The organism is Pantoea dispersa, from assembly GCF_014155765.1.
Classification (GTDB): domain Bacteria; phylum Pseudomonadota; class Gammaproteobacteria; order Enterobacterales; family Enterobacteriaceae; genus Pantoea; species Pantoea dispersa.
This window is the reverse complement of sequence record NZ_SCKT01000008.1, coordinates 73,174-88,039: the sequence shown is the minus strand read 5'-3', so window position 1 is coordinate 88,039 and position 14,866 is coordinate 73,174. Positions and strand designations below refer to the sequence as shown.

Below are 14,866 nucleotides of genomic sequence, written 5' to 3'. Positions count from 1 at the left end.
GCGCGTGCGCAGCTTTTTTTATTTCAGCAGTTCCAATCGTTGCCGTCTATATTAAACTAGCCTGGATTGTACAGATCGCGACGCTAATATGAAAAATCTTTATACGCTTGGCCTGCAGCAGGTACAACAGGAATTAATCGCCCTGCAGTCGCCGGGATTTTACTGGATAACCTGCCAGCGGCCCGAAGACGCACGAACGCTGTTACGTCAGGTGGTTAGCCAGCAAAAGGCGGCCACGCTGGTGAGCGCGGATGCATCCCCGCAGACGCTGTTAACGCCCGATCCGCCCGGCGGTCCGGCACGTATTCCCTTATTTTCGCTGCCTGCCAATAAAGCCAGCCTGCAACATCTGGCCAGCGATATGGCGCGCGTAATGAATAAACGTAGCGGTCTGGTCATGTTTTATAGTCAGGCGGCGCTGTGGAACAAATTATCCCCGGATGAACTGACCGTGTGGATAAAAGGCTTGCGCCGGGTTCTGTTAAAAAAACAAATGACGCTGCTAATGATCACCTGCGGAACCGCAATTATTCCCCTGCGAAATCATCTGCAGCGTTATTTTCGTCAGCTTGATGGTGTCGCTCATTTAGAATTTCAGCAGGATAGCTGGCAATATCGAATTAACTGGTGGTACTCCGCCGATAAATTGCTGGCCGACCGCGCTATCCGCCTGAACTGTATTGATAATCAGTTTATTGCGCAGGCTGAAGCCGCCGCGTCGCAGCCGCTGAGCCTCAATGATGAAAACCAGTTTCTGGCCCAGCAGGATGTGCTGGAAGGGGCGCCGCCGCTTTCTGCGCAGTGGCAACTGTTCAGCGATAACGAGAGCGTGTATACGCGCGGGCAGCAGGCTAACGCCGCCACGGTCATCTTTAGCCTGGCCCACAATCAGGATGTGCCGACTCTGGCGAGCATGGTCCATGGTTTGCGGCGATCGCGCGGCAACGCGCTGAAAATCGTGGTGCGGGAACTCGGTACCAGCCTGCGCTACAGTGATGAACGTTTGCTGCTGGCGTGCGGCGTTAACAGCATTGTCCCAACGGCGGCGCCGCTGTCGCGCTTGCTGACCGCGCTGGAAGGCGTGCAGGGCCAGCAGTTTACCCGCCACGTGCCGGCCGATCTGCCGGCGCTGGTGCAGGCGCTACAGCCGCTGCAGCAGAAAGGCTATTTGCCGCTGGAGCGTTTCTGTGCGGCGGTACAGCAGTTGATGAACAATACGCTGCTGCCGGAAAACGACAAAGGGCTGATGGTGGCGCTGCGCCCGGTGCCGCAGCTGTCGCCGCCGCAGGTGCTGACGCTGTGTAAACCACGTCGTTTTGGCGACCTGGTGACGCTGGTTGACGATCGGCTCTATTTATTCCTCTCTTCCTGCCGCTTTAACGACCTGGACATTGCCCTGAAATCGATATTTTCCCTGCCGCACGACGAGCTGTTCAGCAACCGCATGGTGTGGTTTGCCGACAATCAGATTTTGTCGGAGGTGAATAAAGTGCGGCAGCTGACGCCGGTGGCGCAGTTCGAACCGCTCAGGGTACCGGCCGCTGCGCAACCAGCCGCGCCGGCAGCGGCCGCGCCGCGCAGCCCTCAGACGCCGCAGCCAATCATCATAGATCTCGGGGAGCCGCACGTATGACGCTGATGGATGGTGTGCAGGTGGCGATCCTGCTGTTACTGATTTTGCTGTTCCTGAAATCGCTGTGGCGACGCTGGCTGCCGCAGCGCAGCACCAGCCTGCTGATGCGCCTGTTACCTGCCCGCGCCCTCAAATCGGAAGGGCAGTGGCAACGCCAATCGACCAAAACGGATAAACATGGATAACACACCTTCGACGCTGCACGCGGCGCGCTGGCGCGGCCTCGGCGGCTGGAACTTTTACTTTCTGATCAAATTTGGTCTGTTGTGGTACGGCTATCTCAACTTCCATGCACTGAGTAATCTGGTGTTTCTGGCGTGGCTGCTGTTTCCGCTGCCGTCAGCGCGGCTGCATCGTCTGCGCCAGTGGGTTTCGCTGCCGATTGGCTTCGCGCTGTTTTGGCACGATACCTGGCTGCCGGGTCTGAACTCGCTGCTCAGCCAGGGCAGCCAGGTGGCGGGATTCTCGCCGGCCTATCTGCTGGATTTGCTGCAGCGCTTTATTAACTGGGAGATGATCGGCGCGGCCTTTGTGCTGCTGGTGATTTACCTGTTCGTGGCGCAGTGGATTCGCGTCACCGTGCTGGTGTCGCTGGCGCTGATCTGGCTGAACGTGCTGACGCTCGCCGGCCCGGCGGTCAGCCTGCTGCCCGGCAAAGCCGCCGCACCGCCGGTGGCGCTGAACGACAAACCGGCCGCCAGCCCGGCCGCGGCGGGACTCGATCAAAGCGCGCCGCCCACCAGCGCCAACCTCACCGCGTGGCTGAATCGCTTTTACGACAGCGAACGCCAGCGCGTCACGCATTTCCCGGATGCGCTGCCCGCCGATTCGCAGCCGTTCGATATTCTGGTGATCAACATCTGTTCGCTGGCGTGGTCGGACATTGATGTGGCGCAGCTGCGTGACCATCCGCTGTGGAAGCACTTTGATATCGTGCTGAACAACTATAACTCCGCCACCGGCTACAGCGGCCCGGCCGGTATTCGCCTGCTGCGCGCCAGCTGCGGCCAGACCTCACACAGTAACCTGTATAAAGCCACCGACCAGCGCTGCTATCTGTTTGATAATCTAGCGAAGCTGGGCTTTAAGCAGCAGCTGATGATGGATCATACCGGTGTGTTCGGTAACTACCTGAAAGAGCTGCGCGAGGATGGCAACATGCAGGCGCCGCTGATGTCGCAGGCCGGGATTGCGCCGGAGCTGACGTCTTTTGATGGTTCGCCGGTGTACAACGATGGGCAGCTGATGCAGCGCTGGCTTGATGACCGCAGCAAAAGCAGCGATGCGCGCAGCGCCACCTTCTACAACCTGATTCCGCTGCACGACGGTACGCGCGAGCTGGGCAGCACCCGCACCGCCGAGTGGCAGCCGCGCGCACGGGTACTGTTCGACCAGCTCGATACCTTCCTGACCAATCTGGAGAAGTCGGGACGCCGGGTGATGGTGCTGGTGGTGCCGGAGCACGGTGCGGCACTGCAGGGGGATAAAATGCAGATGTCCGGGCTGCGCGACATTCCGAGCCCGGGCATCACCCACGTGCCGGTTGGCATTAAATTTGTGGGCATGAAAGCGCCGCATCAGGGCCAGCCGCTGACCATCGATACGCCTGTCAGCCTGCTGGCAATTTCCGAGCTGGTGTCGCGGGTGGTGGACGGTCAGGTGTTTAACGCACCGAATGTCAACATGTCGGTGCTGGCGGATAACCTGCCGCAGACGCCAGTGGTGTCGGAAAATGATAACGCCGTCGTGATGATGTATCAGGGCAAACCGTGGATTCGCCTTAACGGCGGCGACTGGGTAGCCTATCCGCAGTAAAACCTGAGCGGCAAACGGTGCGGGCTGGCGCGCACCGTTTTGTCTCTGCGCCGCTAATGGCTGACAAAATGCTGAAACCGCGCGTAAAGCGGGGCAGTTGCGTGATTTTCGCCTTTATCCCGGCGCAAAAAAATGCTGACCTGGGATATACTTGCTGCGCATTCCGGCAACTGTCACGGCCCCCGGCGGCCAGGAGAGGTTTTGTTGCGCGTCAGTCGTTCGTTAACGATAAAGCAGATGGCTACCGTGTCCGCCGTGGCGCTGGTCACCATCTGTATTTTTATCGTCATCCAGTTATTCCATTTTGTGCAGCAGCGCAGGGTGGATTACGCCCAGCAGATGGAGAACGTCGCGCATACCGTGCGCCAGCCGCTGTCCGAAGCGGTGCTCAAAGCCGATATCCCGCAGGCCGAACGCATTCTGAATACCCTTAAGCCGGCGGGCATTCTGTCGCGCGCCGATGTGGTGCTGCCGAACGCCTTCCAGGCGCTGCACGCCGACTTCGCGCCGGAGAAACCGGTGCCGCGCTTTGTCGCCCGGCTATTCGAACTGCCGGTGCAGATTACGCTGCCGCTCTATTCGGTCGAGCGCAGCGGGCTGCCGAAGCCGATTGCCTATCTGGTGCTGCAGGCTGATTCGTCGCGCGTTTATCAGTTCCTGCTCAGCACGCTGTCCACCATGATCACCACCTATATGCTGCTGGCGCTGATTCTGTCCGTGGCGATCAGCTGGTGTATCAACCGGCTGATCGTGCATCCGCTGCGTAATATTTCGCGTGAGCTGCAGGAGCTGCCGCCGCCCGCCATTCTCACTCATAAGCTGGCGCTGCCGCACAATCATCGCGACGATGAGATCGGCATGCTGATTCGCAGCTACAACCGCAATCAGCAGGTGCTGGAGTCGATTCACGATGAGATGAGCCGGCTGACCACCCATTTCGCGGTGACCGATTTGCCCAACCGCGCGCTGTTTCTGGCGCTGCTTGATCAGCACATCCGCCATCGCCACAGCCAGCAGCCGTGGGGGCTGATGGTGATCCGCATCGAAACCCTGCAGGAAGCCAATGGCGTCCTGAGCGATGAGCAGCGCGATACGCTGATGCTGACGCTGGTGGAAAAAATCCGCAGTACCATTGATGACCATACCCTGCTGGCACAGACCGGACCGAGCGACTTTGCGCTACTGATGAAGCGTGCGCACAACCCGTTTCGCGCCATGCGGCTGGCGCGCAACCTGATGCTACGCATCAACCAGCCGGTGAACCTGTATCAGCTGCAGCTGCGCCCCAACGCCAGCATTGGTCTGGCGCTGCATGATGACAACACCGTGTCCGCTGGCGAACAGCTGGCGCGCGCCACGTCGGCGATGATGTCGGCGCGCCATCAGGGTAAAAACCAGATTCTGTTCTTTGACCCGGCGCTGACCGAGCGGGCGCAGAAGCGCTTAACCCAGGAGCACGACATCCTGCAGGGCCTGCAGGATGGCCAGTTTGCGCTCTATCTGCAGCCGCAAATCAATATGGCCACTGGCGAGCTGGCCGGCGCAGAAGCGCTGCTGCGCATGCGTATGCCGGACGGCAGCTACGGGTTATCCGAAGAGTTCATCGCCAGCGCCGAAGAGATTGGCGTCATCTCCGCGCTCGGCCGCTGGGTTTTTGAAGAGGCGTGCCGCATTATCGCTGGCTGGCAGCGCCACGGCATCAATCTGCCGCTCAGCGTGAATATCTCCGCAGTACAGCTGCGCGATGCCAGCGTGGTGAGCCACCTGCAGGGGCTACTGGAGCGCCACCGCATTGCGCCGGGTAACTTCGTGCTGGAGATCACCGAAACCGCGCAGATTGGCGATGCTGAACAGGCGATGGCGCTGCTGCGCTCGCTGCAGCAAACCGGGGTGGCGGTCGCGCTGGATGATTTCGGCATGGGCTATTCCAATCTCAACTACCTGCATCAGTTCAAAGCGCTGCCGGTCAATAAGCTAAAAATGGATCGCAGCTTTGTCGCCGCGCTGCCGGATGATGACACCATGGTGCGCATCGTGGCGGCGATTGCCGATATCATCCACCTCGACGTGATAGCCGAAGGCGTCGAAACCGCCGAGCAGCGCGACTGGCTGCTGGCGCGCGGAATTACCATCGGGCAGGGCTACTTATATGCTGAAGCCCTGCCGTTATCGGTGTTTAACCAGCGCTGGCTGGCCAGCTCGTCACCGTCTGAATAATCACCTTATTTATTGATTTTCCTTGCAGAATTGCACCGTTATGGGGTGCTGAAGCGTTTCAGTTCATAGTTAGAGTTTTGTAACTTTTGTAAGGAATGTAAGGGTATACTAATCCTGTTAACAGAGTGTTATTTTCCTCGCCATCGGTAAGGTCATACGCTTCCAGGCGGCTTGCCGCATGCGTTTCTCCATAACAATGGCGGTGAATGCCGTCTATACCTGGACACCTGTTATGAAACTGTTCAAAAGCCTCTACTTTCAGGTGCTGGTTGCCATCGGCATCGGCGTCCTGTTAGGCCACTACTACCCTGAGTTAGGCGCGCAAATGAAGCCGCTTGGCGATGGCTTCGTTAAGCTGATCAAGATGATCATCGCCCCCGTGATTTTCTGTACGGTGGTGACCGGTATTGCCGGCATGGAGAGCATGAAAGCAGTTGGACGGACCGGCGCAGTAGCGCTGCTCTATTTCGAAATTGTCAGCACCATCGCGCTGATTATCGGTCTGGTGGTGGTCAACGTGATCCAGCCGGGCGCGGGAATGAACGTCGATCCGGCGACGCTGGATGCCAAAGCGGTTGCGGTCTACGCGCAGCAGGCTGAGCAGCAGGGCGTGATTGCCTTCCTGCTGGACGTGATCCCGAACAGCGTGGTCGGTGCCTTCGCCAGCGGTAACATCCTGCAGGTGCTGCTGTTCGCTATCCTGTTTGGCTTTGCGCTGCATCGCCTCGGTAACGCCGGCACCGTGATGTTCAACGTCATCGAGAGCTTCTCGAAGGTGATTTTTGGCGTGATCAACATGATCATGCGTCTGGCGCCGATTGGTGCGTTCGGCGCCATGGCGTTCACCATCGGTAAATATGGTGTCGGATCGCTGGTGCAGCTCGGTCAGCTGATCATCTGCTTCTACATCACCTGCGTACTGTTCGTGGTGATTGTGCTGGGCATTATTGCCCGCTGGGCCGGCTTCAACATCTTCAAGTTTGTTGCCTACATCAAAGAAGAGCTGCTGATTGTACTGGGAACGTCTTCGTCCGAGTCGGCGCTGCCGCGCATGCTGGACAAGATGGAGAAGCTGGGCTGTAAGAAATCGGTGGTCGGGCTGGTGATTCCAACTGGCTACTCGTTCAACCTCGATGGCACGTCGATTTACCTGACCATGGCGGCGGTGTTTATCGCTCAGGCGACCAACGCCCACATGGATGTCTTCCACCAGATCACGCTGTTAGTGGTGCTGCTGCTCTCCTCCAAAGGCGCGGCAGGGGTGACCGGCAGTGGCTTTATCGTGCTGGCGGCTACGCTGTCGGCGGTGGGACATCTGCCGGTGGCCGGTCTGGCGCTGATTCTCGGCATTGACCGCTTCATGTCGGAAGCCCGTGCGCTCACCAACCTGGTGGGTAACGGTGTGGCGACTGTGGTGGTGGCGAAGTGGGTCGGCCAGCTCGATGAAGCGCAGATGAAAGCGACGCTTTCTTCAGCGAAAAAGGTCAATAACGCTTCACAGACCAGCGCGTAATCCTCTATTTGCGTTAATTTGTCGTGAAATGCCCGCTGTCGCTTGCCCTGACAGCGGGCATTTGCATAATAACCCCATTGATTTTTTTCCCGATTTTTTTCCTCGTCGCGCGACATCCTGGCCTTCCTGTGGTCAAAGAGTCTGTCGTTGAATAAACGTGGCGGCAGCCTGCCGCCGTGGTTCGCTGAAAAGCGGCCGCCTATGGCGCGCACGAGCGTTTATCTGTTTGAGTAGGGGTTCACATGCAGGGCACCAGAATTCGGCTTTTGGTTGGCGGATGGCTGCTTGCGGCATCTGGCTTCGGCGTCCACGCCGAAACACTTCAGCCTGATCCCGCCTGGCAGGAAGGCAAACTGGACAATGGTTTCAGCTGGCAGCTGCTGACCACACCACAACGTCCGAGCGATCGCATCGAGCTGCGCCTGATAGTTAATACCGGTTCGCTGGTGGAAAGCGCCCAGCAAACCGGGTTCAGCCATCTTTTACCGCGTCTGGCGATGGTACATAACACCGCGCTGGATACCAATCAGCAGCGCGCACTGTGGCAACAGGCGATGGATCCACAGCGACCGCTGCCGCCGGCCATCTCGTCTTATGATTTCACTCAATACAATCTCAGCCTGCCGAACAACCGGCCGGAGCTGCTGAAAGAGGCGCTCAGCTGGCTGGCGGCCACCGCCGGTAAAATGACCATCAATGAGCAGGTGGTGTCGACCGCGCTGACCGCCACCGATCCCATCGCGACCTGGCCGCCCAATACGCAGGATGTGTGGTGGCGCTATCGTCTGAAAGGGTCGACCATGCTGGCGCATGACCCGGGCGAACAGCCGCGCGCGCCGGTGGATATCGCGCAGCTTAATGCCTTTTACCAGCAGTGGTACACGCCGGACGGCATGACGCTGTACGTGGTGGGCAACGTGGATAGCCGCAGCATGGCGGAGCAGATCAACAAAGCGTTCTCGCCACTGCAAGGCAAACGGGTGGCGCCCGCGGCGCTGCCCACGCTGTCGCCGCTGCCGCATCAGCCAATCAACCTGGTTAACGGCGGCATGATGCAGGATCGCCTGTCGCTGGTGTGGGATACGCCATGGCAGCCAATCCGCGACTCGCAGAATCTGCAGCGCTACTGGCAGAGCGATCTGGCGCGCGAAGCGCTGTTCTGGCACGTCCAGCGCGCGCTGGCCGACAGCAAAGCGCAAAACGTGCAGGTTGGCTTCGACTGTCGCGTGCTGTATCAGCGTGCGCAGTGCGCCATTAACATGGATTCGCCTAACGCGTCGCTGGCGCAGAACCTGAACCAGGTGGCGCGTGAGCTGGCCACCGTGCGTGATAAAGGTCTGCCGCAGGAGGAGTTTGATGCGCTGATGGCGCAAAAGCTGCTGGAACTGAACAAACTGTTTGCCACCTACGCGCGCACCGACACCGATATTCTGATGGGGCAACGTCTGCGCTCGCAGCAGAATTCCGTGGTGGATATCGCGCCGGAGCAGTACCAGAAACTGCGTCAGGCGTTTCTCAGCGAGTTAACGCGAGACCAGCTCAACCAGGAGTTGCGCCAGCAGTTAACGCAGGAGCTCACCATGGTGCTGATTCAGCCGCAGGGTGAGCCCGAAACCAACGTCAGGATGCTGCAGGACAGCTGGGACAAGGTGATGAAGGTTCCGGATGCGCCTGCCGCCGCTGCTACCCCGGACGAAGCTAAACCCGAAAATAATGGCAGCGCGACCGCGACCGATGCGGCTCAACCCTCGTCATAACACAGGGTGCATGAATCCCCGCAATAAGGTGCGCTGCAGTAAGGCGGCACGGGTGTTCTTCCTCAGGAGCTTACGTAAGCGACCAGGATGAACGCGCGCCGCCAGCGCCGCTGCGGTTCAACGTAGCAGAGGCATCAGGTCTTTGCGCGCAGCCATTCGGTCACCAGCATCGGCCAGCTGGCCAGCGGCAGATCCGCCACGCCACGAATCCCAAATCCGTGGCCACCTTTCTGATAAAAGTGAATTTCCGCCGGTACCTTGTGCTCACGCAGGGCACTGAAAAACACCATGCTGTTATTAACGGAAACCGTCTCATCGTCAGCGGCGTGGATCAGCAGCGTCGGCGGCGTCTGGCCGTGCACGCGCGTCTCCAGCGAATAAGCCTCAATGCTTTTCTGATCCGGCCACGCGCCCAGCAGGCGGGTGCGTGAACTTTCATGCGCCAGACCGTCGCGCATGCTAATGACCGGATAAAGCAGTACCATCGCATCAGGCCGCGGTGACAGGCTGTCGGCCTGATCCTGCAGCGGATAGATTTTTTCGCCAAAGCGGGTGCCGAGGCTGGCGGCCACGTGCCCGCCGGCCGAAAAGCCCATCATCACGATGTACTTTCCGTTCAGGCCGCGCTGTGAGCGCTCGCGCAGCACGCGCACCGCACGCTGGGCATCAGCCAGCGGCGCATCCGGTCCTTCATGATGGCCGTCGTACGGCAGGCGATAGGTCATTACCGCCAGTGTGTAACCCATCGAGGTGAAAAAGGTGGCGAGGGCGCTGCCTTCGCGGTCGATCAGTACGCGCTGATACCCGCCGCCCGGTGCCACCAGCAGGGTGATACCGTTTGAGGTTTCCGGATGCCAGATCGCCATCTCCGGACAGCGCACGCCGGTGGCGGCGCGGTCGTAAGGTTCGAACTCTCTGGCCAAATCGACGATCTGCGGCTGAGCGCGCGAGTCACTCGCGCCTGGCGCGTCGCCGTGCGGCCAGATATTGATAATTTCTGTGTGCATAAATCTGTCCTGAGCGAGTCATGTTGTCGTTATTGTGTTCGCGGTCGACCTGACAGCTTCCTGCTGTGGTTGATTAAAACATGGTCTTTTTTCGCGCGATCGTCCAGCCGAAAACCGCCGGCGTCGCCAGTTTCGGACTATGCCTGGCGGTCGGGTTTATCGTCGTAATGCATTGAATTTAAATCAGTCTGATTAGCGGCATTTAAGTGGTGAGCGTCAGGCAGAGAGACGGCTGGATGGCGTGCGTCATTAGTAAAAATTGCCCGGTGAATCTGCGTCATTAAGCCAAATTTTCGCGGTGATATTTTTCAGCGCAATAATCAATTTGCCGTCAGGGCAGAGGGGAAATTGTCGCGACGCGTAGCAGGCAGCGCGGCGCGACAATCGTGTGCGGTGTTAAACGGTTTTTGGCATCGCGCTGGGCGGAATAATCGCGCCGCGATGCTGGATCACCGTACTGGCGGTGAGATGGCCGCGCGCAGCGGCCTGCTCCACGCTGCCACCCGCGAGGCGCACGGCCAGATAACCGGCGCTGAAGGAGTCACCTGCGGCGGTGGTATCGACAATCTGCGCCGGAGCCAGTTTGATGGCCGCAATGTCCCGCAGCGGCTCGTCGCCGCGCGCCACCAGGCAGGAGTCAGCACCACGTTTGATCACAATCTCCTGCACGCCGGCGGCGCGCGTGCGCGCAATCACGTCCGCCAGCGGCTGTTCGCCCCACAGCAGGTGTTCATCATCCAGCGTCAGGAAGGCGATATCGGTGTGGCGTAGCATCGCCGCATACGCCTGCTGCGCACTGGCGCTATCCGCCCACAGACGCGGCCGGTAGTTGTTGTCAAAAATCACGGTGCCACCGTTTTGCCGGCAGGCACTGAGCAGCGCCATCAGCTTTTCGCGGCTGGCCTCAGGCAGGATCGCCAGGCTGATGCCGCTCAGGTAGAGATAGTCGTAATGCGCCAGCTGCTGACAGATGGCCCCGGCCTGCGGACTATCCAGCCAGAAGCGCGCGGCAGCATCGCTGCGCCAGTACCAAAAGGTGCGCTCGCCGTGGGCATCGGTTTCGATGAAGTAAAGCCCGGGCATTTTGTCCGGCAGGCGCTGCACCAGTTGCGTGTGCACCTGCTCCTGCTGCCAGGCCGCGATCATCTGGTCGCTGAAGCTGTCGGTGCCAAGCGCGGTGACATACTCCACACGCAGCTGGCTGGGATCGCTCTGCCGTGCCAGATAGACTGCGGTATTCAGCGTATCGCCGCCAAAGCCGCGTTTGATGTTCTCACCTTTTTCGGACAGCTCAATCATGCATTCGCCAATAATGGCGATGGTTTTCTGCGTCATGGTGTTTGGCCTGTAGTGAATGCTGCGCTCTAGTCTCGCGTCTGGTATGGCAGTCGTCAATGCTTTTTAAAACGCTGTTTTAATTTGCCTTAAGGCGTAAAACCGCGCTTCTGCACCGATTTAGCGGCCAAACCGGGGGTTGTTTTGCCGATTAAGCCGCAGACACGCTGCTAGACTCAACAGCTCGTGTGGCTGCGCAGACCAATAAAGTTATCCAGGGGAGAGCCGATACTTGCCGCTGAGATGCTATTTGCAGGCACTCAATACCAACCAGGAAAACACCATGGTGATGAAGAATTTGAGTCATCGGCTGCCTTTTTCTCCCGAACTTGAGCAACAACAGGAAACCCGTCTCTACTGGCAGCAGTGCCAACGGTGCTACACTTTCCAGCCGATTTACCAGGTTTCTGGCCGCTTACTGGCTATTGAACTGCTTACCGCCGTGGTGCATCCCGCCGCACCTGAGCAAAACGTGTCACCCGAAGACTATTTCGAGGCGCTGACCATTGCCCAGCGTCTCGACATCGTCCAGGAGCAGCTTGAACTGTTATTACAGTGGGCTTCCTTCTTCAGCCAGCGTCAGCTGGTGGCCTCCGTCAATATTGATGGGCCCACGTTACTGGCCATTCAGCAGCATGCGCCCGTGCGCGCGCTGATCGTCCAGCTGCCGTGGGTGCGCTTCGAACTGACCGAGCATCACGCGCTGCCGCAGGAAGAGATGGTGGCGCAGATGCCGGAGCTGGGCCCGCTGTGGCTGGATGACTTTGGGTCTGGCATGGCGAACTTCTCCGCGCTGACCGAACTGCGCTACGACTACATCAAGCTTTCGCGCGAGCTGTTTATGCTGTTGCGCGCCAGTGATGAGGGCCGCTCGCTGTTCTCCATGCTGCTGGCGCTGATCAATCGTTACTGTAACGGCGTGATCGTCGAAGGGGTGGAAAACGAGGAGGAGTGGCAGCAGGTACGCAACTCGCCCGCCATGGCCGCACAGGGCTATTATTTTTCACGTCCGCTGCCGTTTAACCAGCTGGAAAACCTGGTACTTGAGCTTCCGTAATTCCGTTCTGCCGCGTCTCGACTATCTTTAAGGAGACGTGAAAGGGCAAGGAGGAGGCAAAATGTCGCGTACAGGAAAAATAATTAGCTGGGTGGTCGGGATTTTATTGTTGCTGGTTGTGGTGGTCGTGGTGATTATCGCCACCTTTGACTGGAACCGCCTGAAGCCAACCATCAACCAGAAAGTCTCGGCAGAACTGAACCGACCGTTCGCTATTCGCGGCGATCTTGGCGTGGCCTGGGTGCGCAATCGCGAAGAACCAGGCTGGCGCAGCTGGGTACCGTGGCCGCAGGTACACGCTGACGATGTCATGCTCGGTAATCCGCCCAGCGTGCCGGAAGTGACAATGGTGCATTTGCAGCGGGTGGAAGCCACGCTGGCGCCGCTGGCGCTGCTGCACAAAGAGATTTACCTGCCGTGGATTAAGATGCAGCAGCCGGATGCGCGACTGGTGCAGACCGCCGATAAGAAAAATAACTGGACCTTCAACCTCGCCAGCAGCGAAAACAGCGACCCCAATGCGCCGCCTTCGGCATGGTCATTCCGCCTTGATAATATCCTGTTCGATCAGGGACAGCTGCGCTATCGCGACGCCATCAACAAAGCCGATGTCACGGTGAAGATCAATCCGCTGGGTAAACCGGTGCCGTACGCGCAGGTCGCGGGCGGTAACGACCAGCAAAAAGGGGCCGGCGATTTTGTGTTTGGCTGGCAGGCGAGCGGGACCTACAACAACCAGAAACTCGATGGTGACGGTAAGATTGGCGGTATGTTGTCGCTGCGCAGCAAAACCACGCCGTTCCCGTTGCAGCTCGACGTACGCAACGGCACCACACGTGTGCGCGTGGATGGCACCCTGCAGGATCCGCTCAATCTCGGCGGGCTGGATGTGCGGCTGCGTTTCTCCGGCGACACGCTGGCAAATCTGTACGGCTTAACCGGCGTGCTGCTGCCGGACACGCCACCATATGAAACTGACGGCCACCTGATTGCGCGTTTCAATGAAGAGAAAGGGCCGCTGTTCCGCTACGAAAAATTCAACGGTCATATTGGTGACAGCGATATTCACGGTTCGCTCAGCTATCGTCAGGGCAAACCGCGTCCGACGCTGAGCGGCGAGCTGACGTCGAACCAGCTGCGTATGGCGGACCTTGGGCCGCTGATTGGGGTTAACTCCGGCAAGGGCAGTGAAAAAACGGCGCAGGCCAAAGCGCAGCGCGGTGAGGCCAGCACCCAGCCGGCGGATCGCGTGTTGCCACATGACAAGTTCGATACCAAAAACTGGGATGTGATGGACGCTGACGTGAAGTTCAGCGGCAAGCGTATCGAGCACAGCAGCAAGCTGCCGCTCAGCGATCTCTATACCCATCTGCAGCTGAAAAATGGCGACCTGCTGCTGGATCCGCTGCGCTTCGGCATGGCCGGCGGCAGCATTAATTCGACCATCCATCTGGAGGGCGATCGCTCACCGATGCGCGGCCGCGCCGACCTGCATGCGCGCAAGCTGCAACTGCGTCAGCTGTTCCCGGATGTCACCGCCATGCAGCGTAGTCTCGGCCAGCTCAACGGGGATGCCAGCCTGACCGGCACCGGCAATTCGGTGGCCGACCTGCTGGGCACCAGCAATGGCGAGCTGAAACTGTTGATGAACGATGGCCTGATCAGTCGCAGCCTGATGGAGATTGCCGGGCTGAACGTCGGTAACTATGTGGTGGGTAAACTGTTTGGCGACGATGAGGTGCGCATCAACTGTGCCGCGACCGACCTGAATATCCGTCAGGGACTGGCGACGCCGCGTCTGTTCGTGTTTGATACCGAGAACGCGGTGATTAACGTTACCGGCAACGCTAACTTTGCTAATGAGCGACTGGATCTGTCGATCAATCCGGAGAGCAAGGGCATTCGTATCATTACGCTGCGTTCGCCGCTGTATGTGCGCGGCACCTTCAAAAACCCGGATGCCGGAGTCAAAGCCGGTCCGCTGCTGGCGCGTGGTGCCGCAGCCGTCGCGCTGGGGGCAGTGGTCGCGCCGGCGGCCGCACTGCTGGCGTTGATTTCACCAAGCGACACCGATGATAATCAGTGCAGCAACGTGCTCCAGCAGATGAAAAGCAAAAAGTGATCAGTTACGCCACAGCACTTTGATGATGTGGTAGCCAAAAGCGGTTTTCACCGGTCCGTAAGGTTGCAGCAGCGGGCAGGTGAACACCGCTTTATCAAACGCCGGCACCATCTGCCCTTTGCGAAACTCTCCCAGATCGCCCCCGTTACGCCCGGACGGGCAGGTCGAGTGTTTTTTTGCCAGTTGCTGAAAATTCGCGCCTTTTTCCAGCTGCGCCAGCAGCGCTTTCGCCTGAGCTTCCTGTTTCACCAGGATATGTAAAGCCGCCGCGGTTTTCGCCATGATGGTGTTCCCGTTATGTATAATGTGCGACGCATTATAGCGTAGTGCGCTTCAGTTGTAGGGTCGCCATTGATGGCGACCTTTGCGCTCAGGTGCGCATCAATGCGCACCCTACGGCGCGATGTAAA

11 protein-coding genes are annotated in these 14,866 nt (G+C 58.9%); 8 read left to right on the top strand and 3 right to left on the bottom strand.

From position 1 onward, the window contains the following. Positions 1-88 precede the first annotated feature (88 nt). The 6 genes from bcsE (at position 89) to H7K56_RS19055 (ending at position 8,935) form a co-directional block, all read left to right on the top strand. Positions 89-1,633, top strand: coding sequence for a cellulose biosynthesis protein BcsE (gene bcsE, locus H7K56_RS19080; RefSeq protein WP_150361916.1), 1,545 nt, complete (start codon positions 89-91; stop codon positions 1,631-1,633). After that, positions 1,630-1,818: a cellulose biosynthesis protein BcsF gene (gene bcsF / locus H7K56_RS19075; RefSeq protein ID WP_010617915.1), complete on the top strand. Its 189-nt coding sequence runs from the start codon at positions 1,630-1,632 to the stop codon at positions 1,816-1,818. The genes bcsE and bcsF overlap by 4 nt, the downstream gene beginning before the upstream one ends. Next, entirely contained in the window at positions 1,811-3,448 is a 1,638-nt protein-coding gene (bcsG, locus tag H7K56_RS19070; protein ID WP_182689040.1) for a cellulose biosynthesis protein BcsG, read from the top strand. The genes bcsF and bcsG overlap by 8 nt, the downstream gene beginning before the upstream one ends. Positions 3,449-3,652: 204 nt before the next feature. After that, entirely contained in the window at positions 3,653-5,665 is a 2,013-nt protein-coding gene (gene hmsP, locus H7K56_RS19065) for a biofilm formation regulator HmsP (protein ID WP_182689043.1), read from the top strand. A gap of 232 nt (positions 5,666-5,897) precedes the next feature. Further along, a complete protein-coding gene (locus H7K56_RS19060) occupies positions 5,898-7,178 on the top strand; it encodes a dicarboxylate/amino acid:cation symporter (protein WP_031279619.1) in 1,281 nt (426 codons plus the stop codon). A gap of 242 nt (positions 7,179-7,420) precedes the next feature. Next, positions 7,421-8,935 (top strand): M16 family metallopeptidase, encoded by a 1,515-nt coding sequence (locus tag H7K56_RS19055; protein ID WP_150361823.1) that lies wholly within the window; start codon positions 7,421-7,423, stop codon positions 8,933-8,935. Between the two features lie 134 nt (positions 8,936-9,069). Here H7K56_RS19055 and H7K56_RS19050 read toward each other — a convergent pair whose 3' ends face one another. Both H7K56_RS19050 and kdgK read right to left on the bottom strand, forming a co-directional pair. Next, positions 9,070-9,942 carry an alpha/beta hydrolase gene (locus H7K56_RS19050; RefSeq protein WP_058771051.1) on the bottom strand — a complete coding sequence of 291 codons (873 nt, stop codon included), beginning with the start codon at positions 9,940-9,942 and terminating at the stop codon, positions 9,070-9,072. Between the two features lie 396 nt (positions 9,943-10,338). Beyond that, positions 10,339-11,277 (bottom strand): 2-dehydro-3-deoxygluconokinase, encoded by a 939-nt coding sequence (gene kdgK, locus H7K56_RS19045; protein ID WP_150361822.1) that lies wholly within the window; start codon positions 11,275-11,277, stop codon positions 10,339-10,341. 283 nt (positions 11,278-11,560) lie between these two features. Here kdgK and pdeH point away from each other — a divergent pair, with 283 nt between their 5' ends. Next, positions 11,561-12,334: a cyclic-guanylate-specific phosphodiesterase gene (gene pdeH / locus H7K56_RS19040; RefSeq protein WP_021506997.1), complete on the top strand. Its 774-nt coding sequence runs from the start codon at positions 11,561-11,563 to the stop codon at positions 12,332-12,334. A 61-nt stretch (positions 12,335-12,395) separates the two neighbouring features. After that, complete coding sequence (locus tag H7K56_RS19035) at positions 12,396-14,456, top strand: AsmA family protein (protein WP_058775505.1); 2,061 nt, start codon at positions 12,396-12,398, stop codon at positions 14,454-14,456. On the opposite strand, the gene ppiC is transcribed toward H7K56_RS19035, so the two are convergent. Beyond that, positions 14,457-14,738, bottom strand: a complete 282-nt coding sequence (gene ppiC / locus H7K56_RS19030; RefSeq protein WP_058758095.1) for a peptidylprolyl isomerase PpiC — start codon at positions 14,736-14,738, stop codon at positions 14,457-14,459. It abuts the gene before it with no gap. Positions 14,739-14,866: the final 128 nt, after the last annotated feature.

Bases quoted from the DNA above. Each gene is read 5' to 3' on its own strand.
- bcsE (WP_150361916.1), top strand. From the start codon at position 89: ATGAAAAATCTTTATACGCTTGGCCTGCAGCAGGTACAACAGGAATTA.
- bcsF (WP_010617915.1), top strand. From the start codon at position 1,630: ATGACGCTGATGGATGGTGTGCAGGTGGCGATCCTGCTGTTACTGATT.
- bcsG (WP_182689040.1), top strand. From the start codon at position 1,811: ATGGATAACACACCTTCGACGCTGCACGCGGCGCGCTGGCGCGGCCTC.
- H7K56_RS19060 (WP_031279619.1), top strand. From the start codon at position 5,898: ATGAAACTGTTCAAAAGCCTCTACTTTCAGGTGCTGGTTGCCATCGGC.
- H7K56_RS19055 (WP_150361823.1), top strand. From the start codon at position 7,421: ATGCAGGGCACCAGAATTCGGCTTTTGGTTGGCGGATGGCTGCTTGCG.
- H7K56_RS19050 (WP_058771051.1), bottom strand. From the start codon at position 9,942: ATGCACACAGAAATTATCAATATCTGGCCGCACGGCGACGCGCCAGGC.
- kdgK (WP_150361822.1), bottom strand. From the start codon at position 11,277: ATGACGCAGAAAACCATCGCCATTATTGGCGAATGCATGATTGAGCTG.
- pdeH (WP_021506997.1), top strand. From the start codon at position 11,561: ATGGTGATGAAGAATTTGAGTCATCGGCTGCCTTTTTCTCCCGAACTT.
- H7K56_RS19035 (WP_058775505.1), top strand. From the start codon at position 12,396: ATGTCGCGTACAGGAAAAATAATTAGCTGGGTGGTCGGGATTTTATTG.
- ppiC (WP_058758095.1), bottom strand. From the start codon at position 14,738: ATGGCGAAAACCGCGGCGGCTTTACATATCCTGGTGAAACAGGAAGCT.